Here is a 23,380-nt window from a genome sequence, read left to right on the forward strand (position 1 = left end):
TTAAGGTAATAATATTGAATATCTGAAAAATGAAAAAGTCGGAAGAAAAAATCTTCCGACCACGACTGCTGGAAAAGCCCCCTCTTTTTTGTAACCGGTTTTATGAATCAGACGTAAAGCGGGAAATTCTTCATCCACCGGTTTACCTCTTCTTTTACTTCCTCAATTTTTGAGTCACTGCCATGATTCGTCAAAACCGTGTCGATCAGCTCCACAATGCGCTCCATATCAGACTCCACCATGCCCCTTGTCGTAACTGCGGCGGTTCCCACCCGTATCCCCGAAGAAGTCATCGGCGGGCGATCGTCAAAAGGAACCATATTTTTATTGATGGTAATATCTGCTTTGATCAGGGTGTTTTCTGCGAGCTTTCCGGTAAGCTCGTCATCCCCTTTTGACCTGAGGTCAATCAGCATCAGGTGGTTGTCTGTCCCGCCCGAGCTAATCTGGTAGCCTCTTGACAGAAATGCCGCTGCCATCGCTTTAGCATTTTTCTGCACCTGGACGGCATAGTTGTAATAACTTTCAGAAAGCGCCTCGCCAAACGCTACCGCTTTCGCCGCTACGATATGCTCCAGGGGACCGCCTTGCACGCCCGGGAAAACCGCAGAATCCAGCAGAGAGCTCATCGTACGCAATTTCCCTTTGACGGTTTTAATCCCGAACGGATTCTCAAAATCATGACGCAGCATAATAAGCCCTCCACGCGGTCCGCGGAGCGTTTTGTGCGTGGTGGTAGTCACAATATGGCAATGATCGAACGGATCATTGAGCAGCCCTTTTGCAATAAGGCCGGCAGGATGCGCAATATCAGCAAGCAACAATGCGCCTACCTTGTCGGCAATCGCACGCAGCCTTTCATAATCCCAGTCCCGGCTGTAGGCAGAAGCACCGCAGATAATCAGTTTTGGTTTTTCAGCAATAGCTTTCGCCTCTACGTTATCCCAGTTAATCAGGCCTGTTTCTTTTTCCACCCCGTAAAACGAAGGTTGAAAGTACTTGCCCGACATATTGACGGACGAACCGTGCGAAAGGTGCCCGCCGTGCGAAAGGTCAAAACCCAGCACTTTGTCACCCGGTTGAAGGAATGACAGGAACACCGCCATATTGGCCTGTGCCCCGGAATGCGGCTGAACATTGGCCCAGGTAGCGCCAAAGAGCTCTTTCGCCCTGTCAATGGCGAGCTGCTCCACCTCATCAACCACTTCGCAGCCACCATAATAGCGCTTGCCCGGATACCCTTCTGCGTATTTGTTCGTCAATACGCTCCCGGCGGCCTCCATCACTTGTCTGGACGTAAAGTTTTCGGAAGCGATCAGTTCGATCCCTGATTCCTGGCGTTGCGCCTCTTTGCGGATCAGGTCAAAAATCTGGGTATCTCTGGATAAGCCCGTTATAGTTGACATGGTAAATGAAAATTGGTTGTGATGTCTGAAACGATACACAAAAATAAATCTTTAATTCGGAAGTTTCCCAAAAGAATAGGGCTCCCCTATTAATCCTTCATTTTCTTCCTGATTTTGTGACAATCTACCGGTCTGACCGCTGACGGGCCACGAATTCCATTGAAGCACGTTTGGTGCTTTGATTTAAATAAACAACGCTTAGCTTTTGACCTGGTTGAGGATCGGACATCCTGCAGATTGTGTTAAAGGGGTTCGACGGGCTCACCCGCCATCCGGGTGGCAGCCGTCCGGTAGGCAGCCTTCGATGAGCTCAGGCGCCTGCCGGATGGCGCCATCCGGCAGGCACCATCCGGACGGCGCCTGAGCCTGTCGAAGGCCTATCTTCGGATACCCATTCAATAGAAGCCATGCGTTCCATTATCAGCCATCTGTAAGTTTGTTGTACAGAATCCACGAATACATTATTTCTGCTCGTGAAGTTGCGGTCACCCTGTTCGCAGATAGCGGTTTAACAATTCCGGCCGGGATACGATCTCATCAATATTTTTTAAATTTTTATAAATACGGAGATTAAGCATTAATTTTGCAGTTTTGAAGCCTATTGCTATCCGAATCAGTTTGTTGCGGGACAACCGTCCTCCTATAATATTAAAAATAAATATCTTACTAGTAATCTTGTCATGACAGTATCATCAAAACAGAATGACGACATGCAGGCTGTAAACGACTTGGTGAGTATCGGCCAGCCGATCACGTATGAAAAAATCCCGACGCATATCTATGCAAGTTCGAAGGACGCATCCAAAGCAGTAGCCATTGAAATTGCGGATCTGATCAGGAAAAAGGCCGCGGAAGGCAAGCCTTGTATTCTCGGACTTGCCACAGGATCTTCTCCCAAAACCGTTTACGCAGAGCTCGTCAGAATGCACCGGGAAGAAGGCTTGAGCTTTAAAAATGTCGTTTCTTACAACCTGGATGAATACTATCCGATGGAGCCGGATTCTATCTACAGCTACCACCGGTTCATGAAGGAACAATTATTCGATCATGTTGACATCCCGACCACTCATTACCACCTTCCCGGCGGAACGCTGCCCGCGCAACGGATCCAGGAATTCTGCAAAGCTTACGAGCAAGAGATAGAAGAGGCAGGCGGCCTTGATTTTCAACTGCTTGGGATCGGGGGAAATGGCCATATTGGCTTCAATGAGCCCGGCTCACTGATCAATTCGCACACCCGGCTGATCACACTCGATCATTCGACCAGGGCGGCTGCGGCGGCGGAGTTCGGCGGTCTCCACAAGGTTCCGCGAAAAGCCATCACAATGGGGGTTACTACTATCCTCAACGCGAAAAGAGTGGTATTACTCGCCTGGGGCGAGCGGAAAGCAGCGGTTATTAAAGGTGCTGTTGAAGGCGAGGTAACCGAAAAGAACCCAGCTTCCTACCTGCAAACCCACGGCAATGCCACTTTTATCATCGACCAGCACGCTGCGGTGGAATTGACCAGGATCAAATCGCCCTGGGCGGTCGATGCTATCGAGTGGGACGACCAGATGATCAAAAAGGCCGCCACATTCCTGTCGTTGCTGTTGAAAAAGCCTATCCTTAAACTCACTGATAAGGATTACAACGACAATGGTATGAGTGACCTGCTTGCTTCTCACGGTTCTTCATACGACATCAATATCAAGGTTTTCAACCAGCTTCAGCATACCATTACCGGATGGCCCGGCGGGAAACCCAACGCCGACGACACCAACCGTCCGGAAAGAAAAGAGCCGGCCAGAAAGCGTGTCCTTATTTTCAGCCCGCATCCCGACGACGACATCATTTCGATGGGCGGAACTTTCCAGCGGCTGGTAGATCAGGGACATGATGTGCATGTAGCCTATCAGACATCAGGAAATATTGCAGTTGCGGACGATGAGGCTTCCCGCTTCATGGAATTCGTAGTTGACTACAACAACAAGTTCAACATTGCCGGAAATGATGCGCTCGCGCTTTTTGAGGAAGCAAAATCGTTCCTGAAAAACAAGGATACCGAAACTGACTCCCCGGCGGTGAGAGCCGTTAAGGGACTCATTAGAAGGGGCGAGGCCAAGGCTACTGCCCGGTTTGTAGGAGTACCTGATGAAAACGTCCATTTCCTGGACATGCCGTTTTACGAAACCGGTACTATTCAGAAGAAACCACTCGGCCCGGAAGATGTTGAAGTGGTAGCCAACCTGATCGACCAGGTGAAACCGCACCAGATTTATGCTGCTGGTGATTTTGCCGATCCACACGGTACCCACAAAGTTTGCTGGGATGCCATTGAAGCCGCCCTGAAAAAGCTGAAACCAAAAGCCTACATGAACGAATGCTGGGTATGGCTGTACCGGGGAGCCTGGGCGGAATGGGAAATTCACGAAATAGAAATGGCGGTGCCCATGAGTCCCGATCAGGTTCTGAAAAAACGCTACGGCATTTTCAAACACCAATCACAAAAAGACGGCGTAGTATTCCAGGGCGAAGATTCCAGGGAATTCTGGCAACGTGCCGAAGAGCGTAACGCCGCCACGGCAAAATTGTACAATGACCTCGGTCTTGCAGATTACCAGGCCATGGAAGCATTTGTCCGCTGGCATTTTTAAGCCCGGCGCGCCGGAGAGCTCCCGTAAAAAGGATATTGACCAAGAGCCCTCAAATGACACCCTGCAGCAATGCAGCAGGTGGTTGTTTGAGGGCTTTGGTTTTGCTTATGGTATCCCTGAAACGCCCCACTGCCCCTGGGCCCTCCCACTGCTGCCCATTATTCCCTTCTCAAATTAACCCGCTTTCTTACCGGGGAACCCGTATTTTGCTATCTTGCAGACAGGGCTTATTGAGAAGCCCGGTTTGAACCCGCCTCTGCTAAAAATTCTCCGCTATGAATACCGGGAAAATACTAGTTTGGGCGCTGATGCTCATCCTGGCGCCTGTCTCCGGCACAACTGCCGCAGAAAAGGACCTGCAGAAAAAATTCCGGGACGCGGTAGAAGCAGAAGATTATGACCTGATTTTTCGCTTCGGCCGGCCGCTCACCCGGGAGCTTATTGCCGGCAACCAGATGGAAGCCGCTTCCCTTGCTTACCGCGAGATGGCATCGGCCTGCTTTTTCCGTGGGGAATTTTCACAAGCCGTGGCGTATTGCGCTTCTGGTCTTGCGCTGTTAAATAACTCGAAATCTCCTGCTCTGGCTTTTAAACACACTTCTACGATATCCCAATGTTATGCTAGCCTGTCTTTGATTGACTCTGCAGGATACTGGTTTATGAAGTCTGAAGAGCTTCTGGATCATTACCCCTTCATACAGAAGCAAGACGCTTCTTTTGTGAAGGCGTTTTACAATAATCTTGGCGCCTTCCACCTTCAACAACAGGACACGCGTCAAGCACTTCTCTACTACGAAAAAGCACTGGATTTAGCTATTCAAAAAAAGGATAAGAGGGCGACCGGGGTGGCCTACAACAGCCTGGCTAATTACTACTTTCATGTTGCCGACTACGATCAGGCCAAAGCGTACTATCAAACAGCAATTACTCTTTTTGACCCTGAATCCATAGACAAATGTTGGGCGTTACTTTCGCTTTCACACAACGAATTTCAGCGAAAACAATATAAGAAATCTCTTTCTTATGCAAAGGAGAGCAGGGAGTTATACCAGGTAATTATTCGGAACCACCCCGCCGCCGAACATCTTTTACTCGAAAAGCATCAGTTAATCCGGTTATCCGAATGCTATTACCGTCTCGAACGGTTAGACGACGCAAAGACCTCCTGTCACCAATGTATAAAATTGTTCGGGGATGTTGAGTATAATCGCTCGGAAGAGCTGGCCTATTGTCATCTTGGTCTGGGACGGATCTACGAATCGAAAAAAAATTGGGACGCTGCGTTGAAATCTTACCAGCAGGCCTTAATCGCTTCTTCTATCTCTTTCTGTAACTATTCATTCCGGCATAACCCGCCAACGGACGACGTACTTTCCAGTCGTGCACTTTTGGATATTCTGACTCAGAAAGCTGGCTGTCTTCAAAAAATACCGGAGAATTTGGCGGGCTGCGAAAATTACGAAGCGCTTGCATTTGACGCATATAAGCGGGCCGTAGATGAGGCGGAGAAGCTAAGGAAAAACATGAGTATGGAGGCCTCCAAATTGTTTTTTACCGAAAGGCTTCGTTCAGTATTTGATGACGCCATTGCTTTGGGTTACCGTATAAGCCATAAAGAGCAGACCAACAAGAAACGATGGATCGAAAATACCATAATGCTGGCGGAACGAAGCCGGAGGGTGGCGCTCACAGACGTTTTGCATGAACGGTATATCAAACCGCTCGCCTTTTCCTCGCAGGTGCTGGAAAAGGAAATGCTGCTTCGGAAAAATATTGCCAAATCCAGGATCGATTATGCCAATGAGCCGGATAATGCGCGGCGGGACAGCATACGCCTGTCGATGATAAACGAGCAGGTCATGCTCCGGAAATTACTCCGGCAACTGGAGATTGATAATCCGGGCTACCTTGCGCAACGACACCACGATCCGCTCATGAGTGTTTCAAAAATCCGGTCAAAGCTAGATGACAACACAGCCTATCTAGGCTACTATTTTGCCAAAGACCACTATTACATTTACGTCATTACTCACAAAAGCACCTGGATCTCCAGGCTTGAAATACCAGTCATCTTCGATCGCAGACTGGATCAGCTTCAGCAGGCTCTAACGACAGATCCCTTATTAAATTCGTTTGCAGGGGCCGATGCAGTGGAAAAGCTCTATGCACAGCTAATCGCCCCGGCCTATGAACATCTTCGCAACTATCAGCGATGGTTCATCGTCCGTGACGGCCGGCTCAATCTTATCCCTTTTGAAGTACTTCGGGAAAAAGGCAAAAAAAACCCGCTGACCACATCCCATGGGATCAGCTATTTACCCGGCGCTGATTTTTTGACGTTACCATCAGGGAATAACAGAACCATCACCAACATGATAGGATTTGCGCCGTACCACAAGCCTCAGTACGCAGATTCAGCATCCTGGCTTCCCCGTACGGAGAATGAGATCCGCAGCACTTCCAATCTTTTCTTCCTGGGCCCGGAAGCGACCAAAGAGCAATTTCTGAAAATCATCGGGCAAGCCGACGCCTTACATCTTGCCACGCATGCGCAATACAACGACTCCATCCCGGAAAATTCCTATCTATCCTTCTCTTTGACAGAGGCAAACAACCGACTCTTCTCGCATGAGATCGCTGGCCTGCCACTAGGCCATATCAAATTGGCTATACTGAGTTTTTGTGACGCAGAGCGGGGAAAAATTCACAACGGGGAGGGCATGCTAAGCCTCGCCCGGGCCTTTAGACTGGCTGGCTGCCCGGGGATGCTCGCTACAACCTGGAAAGCCGACGATAAAATCACCTCCTATCTTGTAGAGACCTTCTATGCGCATTTGAAAGCAGGAGAATCGCCGGATATCGCCTTAAAGAGAGCGAGGTCCGATTACTTTGCTTCGGAACTGGGCAATGCGCACAATCACCCTTATTATTGGGCCAACCTTATCTATATCGGTGACACTTCTCCCCTCTTTTCTCCGGCATTGCCATTCGTCAAAGAGTTAATCTATTACGGGGTTGTTCCTCTCTTCCTGTTACTGCTAACCTTTTATCATTACCGAAGGAAAGCACAAAAAACAAAACCGGTTTAGCCAATCCACATTCTCCGGTGTAGCTGCCACCATACCTTCCACCGGTCGATAAGCGGGATGCTATATTCTTCCGGTGTTTTAACTTTCTCATACAGAGACGCAGCCCTCTCAACATTTCCATTCTTCAAGTGCGCCATAACCAGGTGCCACTGGACGGCTTCTTGAAAATAGGGCCTCATCTCATCCATCTCCGCCAATTCTTCCAGTTTTAAAATTGCGGGCTGAAGCTCTCCTTCGGCAAGATAAGACTGAGCCTCGAAGAACAGCCCGAATGCTTTTTTCTTCCCGGCCTCCGAAGAATCCGTCAAACCGGTCTTCTCCAGGTTTCTAACCGCCCTGATTTCCTGGGGCTGAACCGGAATCCTTAGTGGCGAATAGGCCAGGAAAAGAATGAAAACAGCGGCCGCCGCAAAGGCCCCGCCGGCTGTCCCAACAAGGCTACGAATCCGCACTTTCCTACGCTCCTCTTCCCTTACCGCCTCTCCGATACGCTTTCGCACCCGATCCTCCTCGTGAAGCCGGTCCACTCCCTTCCGGATCGTCCGCATAGCATTCACTTTTTCGGCAAAAGAGGAATCGGCTTCGCAGCGTTGCCCGAAAGCACGCAGCTCTTCCCCACTGCATACGCCGTCGAAATACCGGTCGATCAGCTCCTCATCTTTCCAGTTATGCCCAGAATTTGTCATCACCCAATACCTTTTTTAGTTTCTTGATAATCTGATATTTATGAGATTTTGCATTATCAGCATTCCCCAGCTCAAACCGCTCTGCTATCTCCTTCATCGGAATTTTCTCCACCAGTGAAGCCATGAGAATGCCTTTTTCTCTATCGGTCAGACTTCGTTCAAAAATCTGCCTGAAACGGTCATCTTTCTCCTGTTCCATCATGATTTGCTCTGCTGAACGCACCACTTCAATACTTTCCGTTCCGTCGTCAGCAATTGATTTCATACCCGGAAACCGCCCCTGTCTCCGCAGCTGCTTTAGCCAGGTGTATTTTACAATGGTCATCAGATACGTCCCCAATGCTACGTTCTCTGACAACCGGTAGGAACCTGAGCGTATGTTGATACAGAGCGCCGACAAAGCATCATTAAAAGCATCCTCGCCATCCTCGCGGCCCCCGGCATTGGCACATACCCACCTGATTGCTTTTTCGCGGTTATTCCTGACCAGAAAGCGGATAGCGCGGCTTTCAGCCCTGACTTCCCCCGAACGGATCATATCGGCAAGCTGCCGGTCTGTAAATTTTTCCCACATAAAATGGCGCCTGTTTACCTGATTAATACCGCTTGCGGGTTAAAGGTAAACGTATTTAAAAAAAAGTTTTTACTCAGCCGTGCTTTTACGGCAGTCTCCGCATAAACCTCCCGAACGTGTTTGGAAGAGGGGCCCCAAACCCACGCGTAGAATCCAGGTTTTTCACTTAATCCTACGTGTTTGCTATGAAAAGCATCAGTAAAAAGGCTTTTAGCCTTATGGCAGCGTTTTGCCTTTTCGGTTTATTTTTGGTCGCTGCCTCCTGTTCGGGAGAGAAGACCGTTATCAAACCTGCGCTTACAGAAGATGGCGGTGGCGGCAACAAACCACCGGAATATCCTCAGCCGCCTAAGCCGGGTAACTAGGTCGCCACGGGATCCCGGTTACCGGATCCGGCGCCAGGTCTCCTCCCGTTTGGAAGTGCCTGGCGCTTACTATTCTGATTTTATTGTTTTTACCGTAGAATATCTTTAAAAAACTTACTTTTGAGGTGGAAGACCCTCAAACTATGTACAATCCGGACGAAGCAACCATTGTCAGTCATATATTGCAAGGTAAGTTCTCCCACGGAGATTTCTGCGAAGTTTACGGCCGGGGGCCTGAAGCCTTTTGGGAAAAGCACCACGATGAAGGATTACCCTCCCTTGAAAAGTTTAGCAGGCAGGTTTACAAAGAGATTTACGCCCTGGTAAAACGTGGAAACTTTACAGCTGATCTTCGCGCTGCCGATCTCGACCTTTCTCATGCAATTATCCTTGTCTGCGAAGAACTGTTTCTTGTTCACCTGCTGACGCCCGGCAAAAATGAGGAGACGCCGGAAAATGCGCCCAGCGCTGAAGCGTGGCAAAAGCTGGAAAGCCGCTATGGCGCCATAGCCGGGGAAGAGCTGGAAGCTGCCCTGGAAGTAAACGAGCTTCCATCGGATGAATTGCCCGACATGAAAACCTGTGTATTGCTCGGTATCGCAGGTCAATATAAGATACTTGCAGCAAACAAGCCCATAGGCTTCAAGTTGAAAGGATCCACTTTACGGTCGCTTCATTTCGGGGATTATGTGGACGCCCAGATAATCCAGAAATTATTCCGACTGGGCGATAAGTCGGCAGCCAGCTATGTCGGGAAGAAAACCCAGAAAGTGGTGGATGCTTTTGTTGCCGGGAGATGCCGGAATAATAAGAACAAGGGCGAAATTAATTGGTGGAAAGAACGAAAAGGAGATGTTCTGAGTGAATTGTATGAGCGGGTTTCTGCCTTATTGCCCGCACCCGGGACAACAGTCAGATCAACGCTCGAAACGTTTATAGGGTCTATCCTAACAAAGATGGCGAAAGGGTTATTTGCAAAAGATAACCGCTATTACAGTCGCTACAAGCTCGGTGAACCTGAGAAAATCCGGCTTCAGGAAGATGAAAATGAGGACAATGATAAACCGGAAGATGTTGCTGAGGAGCTATACTGGGACATCCCTGATTTTTACGAATCGCTTTACCGGGTTGCTTCCGGCTCTGAAAAACTCAGCGAAAGGCATCGCGAAGCGGTAGAGCTCAGGTACCTGGCCGGGTACGACAATACTTCTATCGGAAAAAGGTTCGGGCTGGACGCCAACGCCGCCGGTTCCCTCATATACCGGGGACTTGAGTCCATACGGAGGCTCATTTGCGCTGATGTGAAAAACAAAAATATCTATCTTGACATTTGCAATGGAAAATAGCCAATATTATACAGAAGAATTCAAGCAACGCTTTTTACTGGGCAATTTAACGCCGAGAGAAGAGCATGCTTTCAGAAAATTGATGAGGTCAGACCCAGCGCTGGAGGAAGAGGTTGAAATACTGAAAGCCATGCAGCGGGTAGAAATTGAAAAATTTGTAGCGGCCCGGCTTTCCGATGATTCCGAAGTCCTGAAACCGGTTGCGAAGGACCACGAAAAACGGACCCTACCCCTCTATCGCCAAACCTGGTTTAGGGCGGCAGCGGCAATAATTATGGTATTGGGCGCCGGATGGCTCACCTGGATTACTTTCGGGCCTGAAAAAACATCACTGACCGCTTCTATCGAAGTCCGTCAGTCGGTAGACGGCTCGCTGGGCTGGGCGCCGGATGCAAAAGAAGCTGAACAGGTGATCACAATCGTCACAAGGGACGAGGCCGGAGCGCTGCGGTACCGGTACGACCATGATACGCTGAAAATTTTCACACCCCAATCACTAAAATCCCTGTACGATAAAGGCAAACTCTACCTGGTCGACGACCTGAAGAACACGCGGTTGGTATTGGTAATGGATGGGAAGAATTATCCGATAGAATCCGGCCTGACAACTGAAACTCCCCTTGTAGAAGAGACACCATCACTACCGTAACCTTTCGAACACATACCAGCCGGCGATTTTCTGTCTATCAAGCATAAAAATTACGCTCATTGATTGATAAACGTAATACGCGCGTCCCGTTTCGGAACCAAGAATATAATCCGGCCGCCCGTAACCGCCTTCTGCTGTGAGCCGTTGCGCAGGCTCACCGATCCGTATCTGCTTCCGGTTGTCAAAGCCTTTATTGGTAACACGGGCTATACGCCATTCTTCGTATCCCCGGCCTTTCTGCGCCGGGAGTGAAAACCGATACAAATCACCGAAACCTGTGCGATTGACTGAAATCGGAAACGGCACCTCGCTGACGGGAGGCGGCACCCACAGTTCAGGGGCTGCCGGCAACTTTTCCGTGAACATTCCCCGAAGCCCCCTAACCGCTTTGGCCGGCTGGTAGGCTACCCCTTTCCAGCCCTTGGTTGTCACTTCCCTGTACACCTGGCGATTCGTTTCAAATAACAGCCCGGGTTCTTTTTCGATCCGGCGGAAATCGGTAGCAGCTTTCTCCATCCGCCCTTCTTTCAGGTAGGCAATGCCCCTCACGAGTATAGCGTCGGGCAGGTTGAGGTCCAGCTTATTGAGGGTACCTATGGCCGCAGCCGTATTGCCCAATAGCAACTGGGCAATGGCCAGATTGACGTCTGTGGAGGCGTTTCCTCCTGCCAGGCTTGCCTGCAGAAGGTACTTTTCTGCATTCCTTAACAGGCGGTCCCTTTCCCGCTGATCTGCCTCCGATATCCCCCTTGATTGCACCAGCAAACGGGTTGACATATCCGGTTCGACCGGGAGCATAAAGGGCATTTCTTCACGGGAGACCCACAATTTCCCCATTACGGCGAGCAGGTACGACACCCCGAGGTTCCGGTAGACTTCCGGGACCGACAACCGCTGCGTCGCAACCGTTTCCAGGCAGGCAATCGCTTCTCCGGTTTTACCTGCCAGCATTAACACCTTTCCCGCCTCGTATACATTGGCCCATACCATCACTTCATTTATCTTTTCCCGCACCAATGCCAGCCGTTCTTTCCTGGACGGATATTCAGCAGTCCCTCTTCTTTCGAATCCGTATTGCTCGTACAGTGTATCAAAAAGCCGTTCTGCCACCGAAAAACTGGGATACCCTGCCAGGTAGGCATAGAAAAAGCCCGATTCATCTGCCTGCGCCTCCTGTACAGGACTTGTCGATCGCGAGGCGAAATGCGACGTTTTTGAATGTCTGTAGTAATGATGGGCCAGTTCGTGCGACAGGATACAAGCGAGCGCTGCCGGGGCTTCAGCGCCGAATACGGCTGATAAGTGCGGAATCACTTCCGCATCAAGAACAATAACGGGACCGCTCTTCCCTACGCCGTTCTTATAGAATGCGACATCGCGGGCAGCGCCAACGCCCTTTCGTATCTCCAGCTTCGGCGGAGCGCTCTGATGGCCGTAGGCTGACCAAACCTTTTCATATACTTCCCGGGCCAACACATAGTCATGGTGGCTTTCAGGCAAATAACGCTGCGCAAAAAGCATGGAGCCTTGTAAAAGGAAGTACAGAAGCGCGCGATATCGGTAACGGAGGGGCATGGGAGTTTCCTGATCGTTTTGCTGCTAAGATAAATCCTTTACGACAGCCACCTTTTTTACCGCTTCTTTAAATTTCAACCTGAATACGCTACCTGCCTCTTGCAGGAAAGTGTATTCGCCTTTCAACTGACCCGCAAGCAAATCGATCAGCTTTAATCCGAAAGAAGAGAAAGTTCCGGTTCTGTCAAAACCGGGGCCGTTGTCGGAATATTCCAGATTGAAATTCCCTTCCGGGTCCAATTCGCATTTTATTTTCAGCAAAGGTGCGCGATGCCCTTCAAATGCATACTTACAGGAATTGGTAACCAGCTCACTAATCACAAGCCCCAGCGGAATAGCAGCATCGGCATGCAGCCATATCTCAGGGATTTCATACACCTGTCGGGTGTGCCCCATTTCATAGCTGCGCAGCACGCCTTTTACCAGGTCAGGCACAAAGGTACTAAGTTCCACTCCGGACAATTTGCTCCCTTCATAAAGGCACCTGTGTACACGTGTAATTGCATCTACGCGGTTGAGACTTTCTTCCAGTGCGGCTACGGCCAGAGGATCGGTCAGTTGGCCCATCTGCAGGCTGAGTAGGTTATAAACCGACTGCAGGTTATTTTTGACCCGGTGGCTTTGTTCTCTTACAAGCCGGGCGTTTTCTATACTTACCAGTCTGTACTTCCTGTACAGGCGGTAAAATACACTCCCCGCCAGGATCGCGACGAGCATCACGCCCCCTATAAGCCACGATAGTTGAGACCGGATCTCTGCTTTTTCCTGCCCGAGTTTCAGCTCTTTCCTGCTGGCGTCAAGCTCTATCGCTTTCAGCTCGTTTTCATGAAGCAGTTCCAGACCTTCCCGGCTGCTTTTCCGGTAAGCTTCCAATTCTTTTGTGCTGAGCGAGTCGGCTTCCTGGTCAAGTTCATAAGCACGACGCCAATTCCCCACTTTCAGATAGTACTCCGATAGTTTTGTCTTCACAATGGCAAGCCCCATATATGATCGCACATTCCCAGTGTCAGCTAACACATGCGCTTTGCGCAGCCACTCACCCGCTTCCCGCAGCCTGCCGTTTTTCATATAGATCTCACCCGCCAACACAGCTGTTCCGACCACATTAAAAACTTCCTTCGGTCCCTGGGCAGTCAGTATTTCGATTGCTTTCTTTAAAGAATCAAGTCCTTCGTCAACATGCCCGCTCTCAGACAATAACTCACCATAAAAGCGGATGACTACCCCCAACATCACCTGGCTTCCTTCTTCGTCGATAAACCTGCGTGCTTGTTCATAGTACCAGAATGCGCTATCCAGGGAAGGAAGGAATGTCCCGACATTTCCTCCTTTTTCCTTTTCTCGCCATGCTCCTAAATGCGCCTGCCCCACAGCCAGGTAGGCGCCCCCCCGATAGACTCTTCCCTCATCGCCGCTCTTTCTGGCAAATGCCAACGCAATCCTGCTATATTTTACAGCACCTTCCCAATGCGATTCATAGGCTTCACAGCGTCCCAGCCAACCATATATCTTGGTTAAACTTACCGGATCCGCCTTTTCTCCCTGTAGCTTCAACGCCTTAAAAAGCCATTTACGTGCCTCGTAATAATCGCCGGCATCATGATAACGCTTCGCTATCAGGTAACTCTTTTCTGCTATCAAAGCAGTATCACCACTGGCTACTGCCCCCTTGTATTCCGCCCTGATATTCAAAAATCTTTCATAAGGTCCCAACACGATACCGGAGCCCGGCTTTTGCGCATATAGTCCCGCTCCTTGCAGGATGCACAACGTCATGACCCTCAAAAGATTCAAAAAACAACCGGTAGTTCGTCGCATCGCCCAACCTCTGTCTGCCCGGACATTTTTACCACGCTCCTCCGTAAAACCTTCCGTCATCTTTGGTTTTCTTTTGTACCGTCAGCTTTCTTTTTATCAGCCCGCACCACCTTTACCGATTCTTCCAACTGTTTTCGTTTTCCCTTCGGCATCTCCAGTTCATAGGGGCCGAGCTGCAGATCGTGGGTTCCGATACGATCCAGGAAGCGGAGATTAATACAATAGGATTTGGAGAGTTCATAGAAGCAGTCGGGCAGATGCGGCCGGACACTTCCCAGATTGACGGCAATACATTTTTCCGACCGGACAAAATCATGCTGCGACCGACTCGCCATGTAGATACGCGTATAAGCTCCCTCTGCTTTGAGGTAGGCTATTTCGTTTGCATCAATGCGCACCTTATCATTCCGGTCCGGCACGTAGAGCTGACCGTCCAAACCAAAAACATTCCGGTCCATGCTGCCATAGTGGCGGTTGAGCGCCAGAACAACCTGCCTGGTTACCTCCGATATCCGAAAAGGTTTCTGCAGGTAAGCGACCGGCTCCGTTTCCCTGGCCTCCTCGAATATCGCTTCCTCCGTTATGCCGGTGAGATAAATTATCGGACCTGATCGCAGGCGCTTCATTTCATGCGCTGCCGCTATGCCGTCGGCCTTACCTTCTCCAAGTTCAATATCTACCAGCAGTAAATCCGGCTTTTCAGTCCTGATCAGCCTGACTGCCTCGCGATAATCGGAAGCGACACCGCATATTTCGAACTCCGGTGAAACCAGGCCGGTCTCAAGGCTCAGGGCAGTGAGGGGATCATCTTCTACAATCAGGATACGGTAAGGGTTAGTCATCTTGGAAGCTCAAACTGGCAGTCTCTTATTTCTTAGAGGGGTAACGGGTGAAACGAATATAATCAAATTGCCCTTATTGTCAAACGCTCGCGGCGGGACTGTTCCGTTGATCCAAAACCAGCTTTCGTATAACCAATTTCAGGGTTCATAAAATGGAATCTGCCTTCTATGTCCGAAAACGCGTTCTTCGTAATCTATATATACCGGATAAAGGGAAATGGTAAAAAAGACCCGCCTGATTTTTGAGAACCGGCTGCCGCATACCCGACCCAGCAGTTCCCCGAAACCCGAAAACGAGCTCTATCCCATTAAAAATCCCTCAAACACATTTTTTCGTGTTCCGGGCTATAAAAAAATCCGGCTTTATTTTTTACCTCTTCCGCCAAAGCGGAATATAAAAGAGGAAAGAGAGGTATGCCATTTTTGCGCCTCCCAGACCACCGGAAGAACCCCGCTATTTAACAATTTAATTTCCAGACGCTTATGAATTCACTTTCCAAAAAGGTCTTTTTTCCAGTATTCTTTTTCGCATTGATTTGCCAATCCTTAACGGCCAGCGGACAAAAGGCGCTCACCAACGAGGACATTATTTCCATGACCGGCGCCAAAATTGCCAAGAGCATCATCATTGATCGTATCAAAGCCGGCACCAACAACTTCAGGCTCGGCGCCGATGACATGGTAGCGCTGAAACAGGCTAAAGTAATCGACGCTGTATTCGAGGAAATGTTCCTGGTGACGGAAAACATGCCCACCCTGCAAAACGACGACATCATTGCCCTTCACCAGGGAAAGCTCTCCCAAAATATCATCATCAAGCGGATCCAGCATTCCGATACCCGGTTTAATACGGAACCCGACGCCTTGATTGCCCTGAAGATGGCCAAGGTACCCGACAAAATCGTGGAGGTGATGATGAAGCCAACAAGGGCAGCCAAAGTCGGAAAGGGCAGCACCAACCTGATCGCCGGAGACCTTCCGCCGCATCCCCAAAACCTGCCCGCACCGGCGCGCAGCCGTTTTTCCGAGCCGGGCGTGTACTACGAGGAATATAACCCGGGGGGCAATTATACGCAACTCGAACCTACCACCACCAACCAGACCCGGCGCGGTACGGTCGGCGAATCCGTTGCCAACCAATATACGGCGGGGATGGTGGGCACATCGGAACGGGTCGGTCTGGCTAATCCGAGCGCCAATATGGTCATCAAAGACAACAGGCCGGTTTTTTACTTTGTTTTCAGCGGAGCAAACCGGAAAGATCAGAATACGGTAGCTGAAAATATCTTTAGCGGCGTGGCGAGCCCCAATGATTTCGTTCTGATCAGAGCGCGTGTCAGCAACCGGGGTCGTGAGATAACCGTTGGCAGGAGTTCCTCCTACTCAAGCGAGACAGGTTTCGGGCCGGGGGCGGTTCCTTTCCGTTTCAGGAAAATCAGCAACCAGCTCTATAAGGTTTACTTTGACGATGACGTGGCTGCCGGCGAATATGCCTTCTTTTATAACAAAGGCAGCGAGTTTTCCTCATCGCTGAAACTGTACGATTTTTCGCTGCAGAACAACACCAAGCCTGAAAAATAGAACGTTCGGAGCCCTCCAAAAAATATTTCAAAATATCACAGGCCAAACCGTGATAAAGCCGGCGTGCGCGCATAAAGAAGCAAAGCCGTCCGGCTCAGCGGCCCGCTTCGGCTTGAAAAAGTTTTAACAATACCAATCAAAAAACAAGATGAAAAAGACATTCGCATTTTTCGCAGCATTTCTTCTGATGGTTTCATTCGGCTACGGACAAATCCGGGTAGCACCGGTTGCAGGTCCCAGCTTTACCTTCGGCCTGACTGCCGGCAAGGCAAAAAAAGCGATGAAGGAAACAGAGAAGGAATTGGAGGAGGACAATCCGGGCGTGGCATACAAGAACGTTATAGGCGTTACGCCCGGCTTCTTATTGGGTGGGCTTGTTGACTATACCTTCAAAGAATCGCTTGCGCTCCAGTCCGGATTGCTCTTTCATCTCCGCGGTCGGGATCAGACGGTCAAAGCAAAAGGTACCGACCAATTTGGCGATGTAATTGACAACAAAGGCACTTATGACTACCGTATCTCCTATCTCGAAGTCCCGGTTTGGGTCAACTACAAACTAAGCGAAAGCGGTTTTAGGCTCGTCGGCGGACTTAATTTCGGATTTGCGGTCAGCGCCAAATTAACTGCCAAAGGTAAAGGAACTTCAGGCGACATCTCCGAATCAACAAAAGTTAGCATAGGAAATGATGTTTTCAAAAATACAGTAAGGCCCCTCGATGTCAGCTTGAATCTGGGCATCGGAAAAGAATTTCTGCTCGGCAACAATCCGCTTGAGCTCACCGCTTTTGCACAGCCCTCGCTTTCCAAATGGAATACAGGCGCAAAGCTGAGTCCTGACCATTGGTACCGGCACTTTTCAACCGGTATCCGGGCGGCCTACTACCTGTCAATCCGTTAATCCGCTAAGTCCTTTCGGCACCATGAAATATTTCCTGCTTGCCCCCGTTTTCTACTTTCTCTTCTCGAGCTGCAGCCGCTCGGACACCCCAACTCCCAAAGCTCAAGTTTACGTCTATGCCGATATAGACGGCAAACCCTTCCGCTACGAAGGCGAAGACAACTACGTCGCCGAGAACAGGCACTGGGGCTACCGGCCCATCTTTTATTTCGGCTGCGATATTAACGAATATGAAGGCTTTGCGCTTGGCACCACAGGATCCCTTTCGGGGAAACCGGAAACCCTCGACGTTTTGGGCGCCTTATACAGCAACAGCCGCTTTGACACTTACGCCTCCGGCTTTCTTGCCGATGACGAAGAGAGGCCTTTCAAAGGAAAATGTACAATTACCCGCGTAACTAATGACTTCGTAGAAGGCACTTTTTACGTAGATGTCTACAGCGAATACGGCAAAGGCAGTAAAACTCTGAAAGTTACGAACGGGAGATTCAGGGTGAAGTACAACTAGATAGAATCGCAAAAAACACATTGACTCCTAATAAAACTACTCTCGAGATGCTACACAAACTACAAATTCTCTTTGTCGCTACCTTTTGCCTTTCCGTTATGTCGGGATGTTCAAAAAAAGATGAAAAAGATGACGTTATCCCCAAAGCGAAATATTATGTATCTGCCGATGTGGAAGGAGAAAGTCCGCTTTTGTATGAAACAGACCTTTATGTCCAATACGATGACGAAATTTTGAACGTGGGGTCGAATTCTTTTTCCATCCAAACCTATGGACCGGACTACAGAAAAATCATTCTGAGTGCTTCAAAGCCGTTCCGCGGACAACCGGAGGAGTTTGAAATAACAAGCGCAAAATACCAGAAAAGCCGGTTTGAGACATTCCAATCCGGCCCTAACCCATTCGTGAACCTGTCCACCTCTCCGAATGGTCGTGTTATGTTCACAAAAGCAGACGACACCATGGCCGAAGGCACCTTCTATTTTGAAGTCTATAGCAACGATCTGAAAAAGAAGATCAAAGTCACCAACGGCAAATTCAGGACCAGGTATTAGCCAATCTCCTTAGCAGCCATAACGCTTTGACTATGAACCCTCAATTTAACTGGCGCGACATGCTTCGCTTCGACAAGATGATCGCCCCAACCTTCCTGACGATCATGTACTACATTCATGTCGTCGTGGCAATGCTGCTTTCCCTGGTGGTGATTTTCGGCGGGTTAAACGCCGGCGCTTATGGCGGACCGCTCGGCATGGGCGGCGGCGTCGCCGTGCTTATCGGATTCTTCAGCCTGGTAGTTTCGCCTTTCCTGATACGGTTGGGCTACGAAATCCTCATCGTGATCTTCAAAATTCATACCAGGCTTACCAGCATTGACCATCAGATACGGCAGCCCGGCGCGGCACAGCCTCCCGGTCCGGCCCCTTTTCCGCCGGTCCCTACTGCACCTCCGGCATTCGTATCTCCGGCAACGCCCGCCTTCCCCCCGGGCGGGCCTGACGACGAAGCGCCGCAGTCAACCACCGGCTTCCAGGTTCCGCATGCGGTCAATCGGCCGTTGATCCCGGGAGCTGACCCTGCCGCAACCGAGCCGTTTCTCCAGGATTTCTGGCCGCCTGAAGCCGCTTCTCAGACAAGTGGTACGACTGTTCCGCCCTTAAACGTGGGGGAACTAAAATCCCGGATGCCCAACTGGCCTGCGGCTATAGCAGCATTGATCGTGCTTTACGCTGTAATATTTCCCTATGCGCAGATTGGCTTTGACGTACCTTTCATAGGCAGCATCCAGGGCAAAGCTTACGCCATCAAAGACACTTCATTAGGTATGCTGGCCGTACTCAGTACCATCCTCATGCTGGTGGCGGCGGGCGGCGGTCTGAAATGGAAAATATTCCTGGGAGGCTTCGGCGCCACCTTGCTCCTTAGCCTGGCTGCTTTGTTCTCCGAAGGCGGGATCTTCTCGGACATCAGCCGCATCAAAACCGGTATAGCACGGGCCGGCAGTGCCGCAGGCTCGGGTTTTGGGCAGTTTATCCCCGAAGCGGAGAGAATTTCCGGTCAGATGGCGGCCAACACGCCCGGCGCCTCGCAATTCCTGTCGCTCGGTTTCTACCTGTTTGTATTGGCGATGGCCTTCCTCGGCTACTGGGCTTTTACGGGTAAATACCAGGAAAAAGGCCTCATGCAATCATGAAAATACAAGCCGCACTCGTACTGCTGGGTGGCCTGGGCCTGTGGGCCTGTGGGCCTTCCGGAAACAACGGCAATACCGAATCTCCTACAATGGCCGGCAATAACAAAAAAGCCCCCGCCACGACGGCAATGCCGGATCCAATGCGTCCGGGGAGTATAGCCGAAGACGCCTCCGCCATCAATGCAGGCAAGTTATAAATCAAACGCTCCCCTGTGGTAACAAAGCTATGCAATCCTATCAACCCCAAACGCTCCTTTCCGGCCGCTTCCTGCTGAAAGAACAACTCTCCCGCGATGCAGTAGCGGGGCAACAGGTATGGGCTGTAACTGATACCCAAACCGGCAAAGGGCTTATCGCACGGATTCACGCGAACGGTCATATCGACTGGTTCAACGACAACCGTCCTGATACGGCCGAGGTCAAACCGGCTGCGGCCCCGTCACCGTCCCCTGGTGACCAGGCGGCTTCATCATCGTCGCTTCCGCCGGTCGCGGCTGCAACGCCACCAGAGCCGGAAGCAGACCGGAGGAGAAAGGGCGGTGGAATATGGTTTTTTCTTCTTCTGCTGGCAGTGGCCGGTATATTCGGTTATTACAACCAGAGTCTTGTGAAAGATCAGATCTCGGCAATAAAGTCACACTTCCCGGGCGGAGTCGACTCGCTGGCAACCGACCCAACAGGCGACCCGGTACGCCCCCCTACCGGAGCGGAAAATAACCTGTTCGGCCATAATAGCAGTCTTCCCGTCTGGGAGCCGGAAGCGACAGAAACCGTCAGTCCGCCGGCTGCGGCAGACAATACCGACGGTCCAGCTGAGGCGCTGCGGATGCAATTCCGTATGATCTCCGCTGCCGATCCGTATGCAGAAATCAGCACACCTGATTTTGATAAAGCCGCCGCCTTGCTGCGACAGCTCCGCCAGGCGGGGCGACACCCCATCCTTTGCGATTCGATATATACCATTGCTACCGACAGAGCCGACCAGTTTTACCTGGGCTTTCGTAACAATCGCCCTGAAGCCAGGGAAAAAGCCGTTGCCTGGTATAAAATCAGCGCTGCAGCAAAAGAATCCGGTCACAGTAAAAAGCGCCTTTCCGAACTACAGCCTCCGCGGCAAACCAGGAAAGAAAGCACGCCCGTGACCGATTATTTTCCCAAAGACCCGGAACTGAACCTTAACTGACATGCAGCGACGTTATCCTTTCGACTTTCTCTTCCTTCTGTTCCTTGTGCTCGCATCATCCTGTTCGCGCAATACCCGGGCCGTCCAGCAGTCTTCCGCCCGGGTAAAAGCTTCGGTCAGTTCACAGCAGAATGCGGGCAGGCACCTGGACGAACTTTCCAAGAAGTCGGCCGATGCAGCCAAAGCGGAGCAGATCGACGAGTCAACCGATAAGGAAATACAAGCTTACATAGAGCGCGAAAGAGCTAATATCGAAGCGCATATCCGTCGTTTGGAAACAGCCAACCAAACCCTTGAGGACTACAAGGCGGGAACCGGCACTTCGCAGGAAAAAGAACTGGTGGCAGCCGCGAACGAGGCGGCAGGTGAAGCGAGCAAAAGTCTCCGCATACTGGAAGAAAAAACACGGGTGATCGTGGACTTCCTCAATAGTGAAACTTTTTCCAAAGCGGAAGTCGGCGCCCTGTTCGACCCGGGCGAATATGTACTTCCCGCCGCCAGGGCAAAACGCGGAAAGCAGATGTTCACCCCCATCGTTCAGAAACTGTACCTGTTTGCACAGAAATATGAAAGCACCTTCAAAAGCCTGAAGGGCGACGTAATCGTGACCGGCTACTCCGACGGCACACGTATAGATCCCGGCTCCAACCTGCACAGGACCCTTGCCCCCATCGCGCGGAACAAATACAGTATTGTCGATCCTACCTCCACCGACCTGAACCTGGTGCTGTCGGAGCTCCGGGCCGAAGCCGTCAGCGAAGTGATCAACAGTATCATCCGTGAAGAGGAGACCAAGAGAAACAATTCCGGGATCAGGATAGAAGTACGTACCCTGGGCCGGGGAGAATCAATCCCTCCCGGCGTGAGCCAGAGTGCGACAATTAACGATTCCCGGCGGAGAGTGGTTACTTTCTATTGGGTGGTGCTGCCTGAGCTTTAGAAGGAGGAGAATACCCCGGAAGAACTTGGAAAAATCTTGCCCCCGTATTCTTCTTCCAGGAAAGTAAAGATATCTCAAAGGCCCCTGGGGAGATTTCCGCGCCGGGATCTCTGTTGGAATGGGGTTTTAATCATAACGTTTCTTTCTACCTATAATCTATATAATTATGATCTCCCGCCTGATAACCAGCATTACGTCAATCGCTGCCCTGGCAATGATCCTGCTCCTTTCCCTACTCCATATTGCCTGCGAGAAAGAAGAGGTACTTCCAGCCGGGAAGTTGATTGAAGGCTTTAAAGCCGAGGGTTACCCAATCGTAGAAACGCAGTTCGATTCGCTCACTAACACCTATACGCTCATCGTACCTGCCGACGCCGACCCGGCCGACCTGGTACTGAAGCCCATCCTCGCTTCGGGGGTAACCCTATCCCCTGACCCCTCGGGCATTAACAACTATACGCAACCTGTTCTATTTGAACTCAAAAAAAAGAAGACAGCATCGCAAACCTTTCAGGTAAAGGTTATCACATTGCCGGTAGGCAGCAACGCCCGCTGTCTGTTGACCAGGATTGAATCGATGGACCACCCCGATGATTACATTACTTTTGAATACAACGCCGGCTCGTTGATTTCCAGAATCCGTACTTCAGTCTTATTTTCCAATTGGGGTACCACCGTATTCCGATATGCAAATGAGGGTGTGGGTGTCTGCGAAGAAGAAGACAGCTATTTTGGAGATTCTCCTCAACGAACTTTTGTGGAGTATGACCCGTCAAGGAACGTCTCTAAGTTAGTTGTCTGGCAGTTGGATCGGAATGAGTCGTATGACCTGATCGAACGTGGCGTTGTAAGCTTCAATGGACTCAGCCAATTCACCGGACATCCGGGGAAGGTCGTCTACCACTACGAAAACGGCATGGTGACAAAGATGGAACTAAGAGACGCGGATACCGGAAAATGGTCGACAATAGGGGTTGAATATGATGGCAAAAGGCACTTTTTGTCTGGAAGCCGCCCCACCCGCATGATCAACTACTTTTTGAGTATGTTGGGCTCGATCGACGTCAGGCCAGAAACCGAGCGCCTCTTTCTTGGCAACTACATGCTTTCTTCACGGCAAAATATTTCAAGATTTTTTGGTGACGAGGGTGAAGCGATCATTCAATACACCTACAACAAAGAAGGGTTTCCCATCACAAACGAGACGGAAAGATTGCGTTTTTTCTATGCTAACTGCGACTAAATCCCTCATCAACCCATGATAATCCCTATTCTCCGTCACAAAGAGAAAAAAGTTTTTTGCGAAAACACCTTGTAGCGGAGATGACAAATAGATGTTGTCAATGGAAGTCAATGGTAGCCGGAGGCTACCACCCGGACGGTCATCCTGAAGCGCAGCGGAGTCGAAGGATCTCCTGTTGCTATAAAAAGTCCTCTAAAAGGGATTGGATACTGGGAGCGGGAGATCCCTCCACTGCGGTCGGGATGACCCTCCGGTTGGTGCGGCGCCAAACCTGTTGTTGTCAATGGTAGCTGAAAGCTGCAGGCAACCATTCAAAAGCAGAAGCAAACCGTCATTCCGCTTACATTT

Annotated in this window: 20 protein-coding genes; 14 read left to right on the forward strand and 6 right to left on the reverse strand. The window is 50.4% G+C overall.

The annotated features are described in order from the left end of the window. Positions 1-107: 107 nt before the first annotated feature. Positions 108-1,406 carry a serine hydroxymethyltransferase gene (locus ABD852_RS13285; protein WP_345029661.1) on the reverse strand — a complete coding sequence of 433 codons (1,299 nt, stop codon included), beginning with the start codon at positions 1,404-1,406 and terminating at the stop codon, positions 108-110. A 710-nt stretch (positions 1,407-2,116) separates the two neighbouring features. On the opposite strand from ABD852_RS13285, the gene nagB reads away from it, so the two are divergent. Both nagB and ABD852_RS13295 read left to right on the forward strand, forming a co-directional pair. Beyond that, complete coding sequence (gene nagB / locus ABD852_RS13290; protein WP_345030145.1) at positions 2,117-4,042, forward strand: glucosamine-6-phosphate deaminase; 1,926 nt, start codon at positions 2,117-2,119, stop codon at positions 4,040-4,042. A gap of 275 nt (positions 4,043-4,317) precedes the next feature. Continuing rightward, positions 4,318-7,131, forward strand: a complete 2,814-nt coding sequence (locus ABD852_RS13295; protein ID WP_345029663.1) for a CHAT domain-containing protein — start codon at positions 4,318-4,320, stop codon at positions 7,129-7,131. Here ABD852_RS13295 and ABD852_RS13300 read toward each other — a convergent pair. Continuing rightward, complete coding sequence (locus ABD852_RS13300) at positions 7,128-7,817, reverse strand: tetratricopeptide repeat protein (RefSeq protein WP_345029665.1); 690 nt, start codon at positions 7,815-7,817, stop codon at positions 7,128-7,130. The genes ABD852_RS13295 and ABD852_RS13300 overlap by 4 nt on opposite strands. Beyond that, entirely contained in the window at positions 7,798-8,391 is a 594-nt protein-coding gene (locus ABD852_RS13305; RefSeq protein ID WP_345029667.1) for an RNA polymerase sigma factor, read from the reverse strand. Before ABD852_RS13305 ends, ABD852_RS13300 begins: the two co-directional genes overlap by 20 nt. A 508-nt stretch (positions 8,392-8,899) precedes the next feature. Here ABD852_RS13305 and ABD852_RS13310 point away from each other — a divergent pair. Then, complete coding sequence (locus ABD852_RS13310) at positions 8,900-10,102, forward strand: RNA polymerase sigma factor (protein ID WP_345029668.1); 1,203 nt, start codon at positions 8,900-8,902, stop codon at positions 10,100-10,102. Then, positions 10,092-10,751: a hypothetical protein gene (locus tag ABD852_RS13315; protein WP_345029669.1), complete on the forward strand. Its 660-nt coding sequence runs from the start codon at positions 10,092-10,094 to the stop codon at positions 10,749-10,751. The genes ABD852_RS13310 and ABD852_RS13315 overlap by 11 nt, the downstream gene beginning before the upstream one ends. On the opposite strand, the gene ABD852_RS13320 is transcribed toward ABD852_RS13315, so the two are convergent. The 3 genes from ABD852_RS13320 to ABD852_RS13330 all read right to left on the reverse strand — a co-directional run bounded on the left by ABD852_RS13320 (position 10,743) and on the right by ABD852_RS13330 (position 14,986). Continuing rightward, positions 10,743-12,326, reverse strand: coding sequence for a hypothetical protein (locus ABD852_RS13320; protein ID WP_345029670.1), 1,584 nt, complete (start codon positions 12,324-12,326; stop codon positions 10,743-10,745). The genes ABD852_RS13315 and ABD852_RS13320 overlap by 9 nt on opposite strands. Positions 12,327-12,350: 24 nt before the next feature. Beyond that, positions 12,351-14,102 (reverse strand): sensor histidine kinase, encoded by a 1,752-nt coding sequence (locus tag ABD852_RS13325; protein ID WP_345029671.1) that lies wholly within the window; start codon positions 14,100-14,102, stop codon positions 12,351-12,353. A gap of 98 nt (positions 14,103-14,200) precedes the next feature. Further along, positions 14,201-14,986 (reverse strand): response regulator, encoded by a 786-nt coding sequence (locus ABD852_RS13330; RefSeq protein ID WP_345029672.1) that lies wholly within the window; start codon positions 14,984-14,986, stop codon positions 14,201-14,203. A 483-nt stretch (positions 14,987-15,469) separates the two neighbouring features. On the opposite strand from ABD852_RS13330, the gene ABD852_RS13335 reads away from it, so the two are divergent. The 10 genes from ABD852_RS13335 (at position 15,470) to ABD852_RS13380 (ending at position 23,322) form a co-directional block, all read left to right on the forward strand. Continuing rightward, the gene (locus ABD852_RS13335) at positions 15,470-16,567 is read left to right on the forward strand and encodes a hypothetical protein (protein ID WP_345029673.1); all 1,098 of its coding nucleotides are present in this window, start codon (positions 15,470-15,472) and stop codon (positions 16,565-16,567) included. A 148-nt stretch (positions 16,568-16,715) separates the two neighbouring features. Next, positions 16,716-17,465, forward strand: a complete 750-nt coding sequence (locus tag ABD852_RS13340) for a porin family protein (protein ID WP_345029674.1) — start codon at positions 16,716-16,718, stop codon at positions 17,463-17,465. Between the two features lie 22 nt (positions 17,466-17,487). Next, positions 17,488-17,973 (forward strand): hypothetical protein, encoded by a 486-nt coding sequence (locus ABD852_RS13345; RefSeq protein WP_345029675.1) that lies wholly within the window; start codon positions 17,488-17,490, stop codon positions 17,971-17,973. Between the two features lie 47 nt (positions 17,974-18,020). Next, positions 18,021-18,527: a hypothetical protein gene (locus ABD852_RS13350; protein ID WP_345029677.1), complete on the forward strand. Its 507-nt coding sequence runs from the start codon at positions 18,021-18,023 to the stop codon at positions 18,525-18,527. A gap of 32 nt (positions 18,528-18,559) precedes the next feature. Continuing rightward, positions 18,560-19,666, forward strand: coding sequence for a DUF4282 domain-containing protein (locus ABD852_RS13355; RefSeq protein WP_345029680.1), 1,107 nt, complete (start codon positions 18,560-18,562; stop codon positions 19,664-19,666). After that, the gene (locus ABD852_RS13360; RefSeq protein ID WP_345029681.1) at positions 19,663-19,863 is read left to right on the forward strand and encodes a hypothetical protein; all 201 of its coding nucleotides are present in this window, start codon (positions 19,663-19,665) and stop codon (positions 19,861-19,863) included. Before ABD852_RS13355 ends, ABD852_RS13360 begins: the two co-directional genes overlap by 4 nt. A gap of 29 nt (positions 19,864-19,892) precedes the next feature. Beyond that, on the forward strand, positions 19,893-20,849 hold the full coding sequence (locus ABD852_RS13365; RefSeq protein ID WP_345029682.1) for a hypothetical protein: 957 nt from the start codon (positions 19,893-19,895) through the stop codon (positions 20,847-20,849). Position 20,850: 1 nt separating this feature from the next. Beyond that, on the forward strand, positions 20,851-21,789 hold the full coding sequence (locus tag ABD852_RS13370) for a hypothetical protein (RefSeq protein WP_345029684.1): 939 nt from the start codon (positions 20,851-20,853) through the stop codon (positions 21,787-21,789). A 166-nt stretch (positions 21,790-21,955) separates the two neighbouring features. Continuing rightward, positions 21,956-23,032 (forward strand): hypothetical protein, encoded by a 1,077-nt coding sequence (locus ABD852_RS13375; protein WP_345029685.1) that lies wholly within the window; start codon positions 21,956-21,958, stop codon positions 23,030-23,032. A gap of 80 nt (positions 23,033-23,112) precedes the next feature. Further along, positions 23,113-23,322: a hypothetical protein gene (locus ABD852_RS13380; RefSeq protein ID WP_345029687.1), complete on the forward strand. Its 210-nt coding sequence runs from the start codon at positions 23,113-23,115 to the stop codon at positions 23,320-23,322. Positions 23,323-23,380 lie beyond the last annotated feature (58 nt).

Origin of the sequence: Ravibacter arvi, assembly GCF_039540405.1 — a bacterium.
Classification (GTDB): domain Bacteria; phylum Bacteroidota; class Bacteroidia; order Cytophagales; family Spirosomataceae; genus Ravibacter; species Ravibacter arvi.

Coding starts and splice junctions, on each gene's coding strand:
- ABD852_RS13285 (WP_345029661.1), bottom strand. CDS start 1,406: ATGTCAACTATAACGGGCTTATCCAGAGATACCCAGATTTTTGACCTG.
- nagB (WP_345030145.1), top strand. CDS start 2,117: ATGCAGGCTGTAAACGACTTGGTGAGTATCGGCCAGCCGATCACGTAT.
- ABD852_RS13295 (WP_345029663.1), top strand. CDS start 4,318: ATGAATACCGGGAAAATACTAGTTTGGGCGCTGATGCTCATCCTGGCG.
- ABD852_RS13300 (WP_345029665.1), bottom strand. CDS start 7,817: ATGACAAATTCTGGGCATAACTGGAAAGATGAGGAGCTGATCGACCGG.
- ABD852_RS13305 (WP_345029667.1), bottom strand. CDS start 8,391: ATGTGGGAAAAATTTACAGACCGGCAGCTTGCCGATATGATCCGTTCG.
- ABD852_RS13310 (WP_345029668.1), top strand. CDS start 8,900: ATGTACAATCCGGACGAAGCAACCATTGTCAGTCATATATTGCAAGGT.
- ABD852_RS13315 (WP_345029669.1), top strand. CDS start 10,092: ATGGAAAATAGCCAATATTATACAGAAGAATTCAAGCAACGCTTTTTA.
- ABD852_RS13320 (WP_345029670.1), bottom strand. CDS start 12,326: ATGCCCCTCCGTTACCGATATCGCGCGCTTCTGTACTTCCTTTTACAA.
- ABD852_RS13325 (WP_345029671.1), bottom strand. CDS start 14,102: ATGACGTTGTGCATCCTGCAAGGAGCGGGACTATATGCGCAAAAGCCG.
- ABD852_RS13330 (WP_345029672.1), bottom strand. CDS start 14,986: ATGACTAACCCTTACCGTATCCTGATTGTAGAAGATGATCCCCTCACT.
- ABD852_RS13335 (WP_345029673.1), top strand. CDS start 15,470: ATGAATTCACTTTCCAAAAAGGTCTTTTTTCCAGTATTCTTTTTCGCA.
- ABD852_RS13340 (WP_345029674.1), top strand. CDS start 16,716: ATGAAAAAGACATTCGCATTTTTCGCAGCATTTCTTCTGATGGTTTCA.
- ABD852_RS13345 (WP_345029675.1), top strand. CDS start 17,488: ATGAAATATTTCCTGCTTGCCCCCGTTTTCTACTTTCTCTTCTCGAGC.
- ABD852_RS13350 (WP_345029677.1), top strand. CDS start 18,021: ATGCTACACAAACTACAAATTCTCTTTGTCGCTACCTTTTGCCTTTCC.
- ABD852_RS13355 (WP_345029680.1), top strand. CDS start 18,560: ATGAACCCTCAATTTAACTGGCGCGACATGCTTCGCTTCGACAAGATG.
- ABD852_RS13360 (WP_345029681.1), top strand. CDS start 19,663: ATGAAAATACAAGCCGCACTCGTACTGCTGGGTGGCCTGGGCCTGTGG.
- ABD852_RS13365 (WP_345029682.1), top strand. CDS start 19,893: ATGCAATCCTATCAACCCCAAACGCTCCTTTCCGGCCGCTTCCTGCTG.
- ABD852_RS13370 (WP_345029684.1), top strand. CDS start 20,851: ATGCAGCGACGTTATCCTTTCGACTTTCTCTTCCTTCTGTTCCTTGTG.
- ABD852_RS13375 (WP_345029685.1), top strand. CDS start 21,956: ATGATCTCCCGCCTGATAACCAGCATTACGTCAATCGCTGCCCTGGCA.
- ABD852_RS13380 (WP_345029687.1), top strand. CDS start 23,113: ATGACAAATAGATGTTGTCAATGGAAGTCAATGGTAGCCGGAGGCTAC.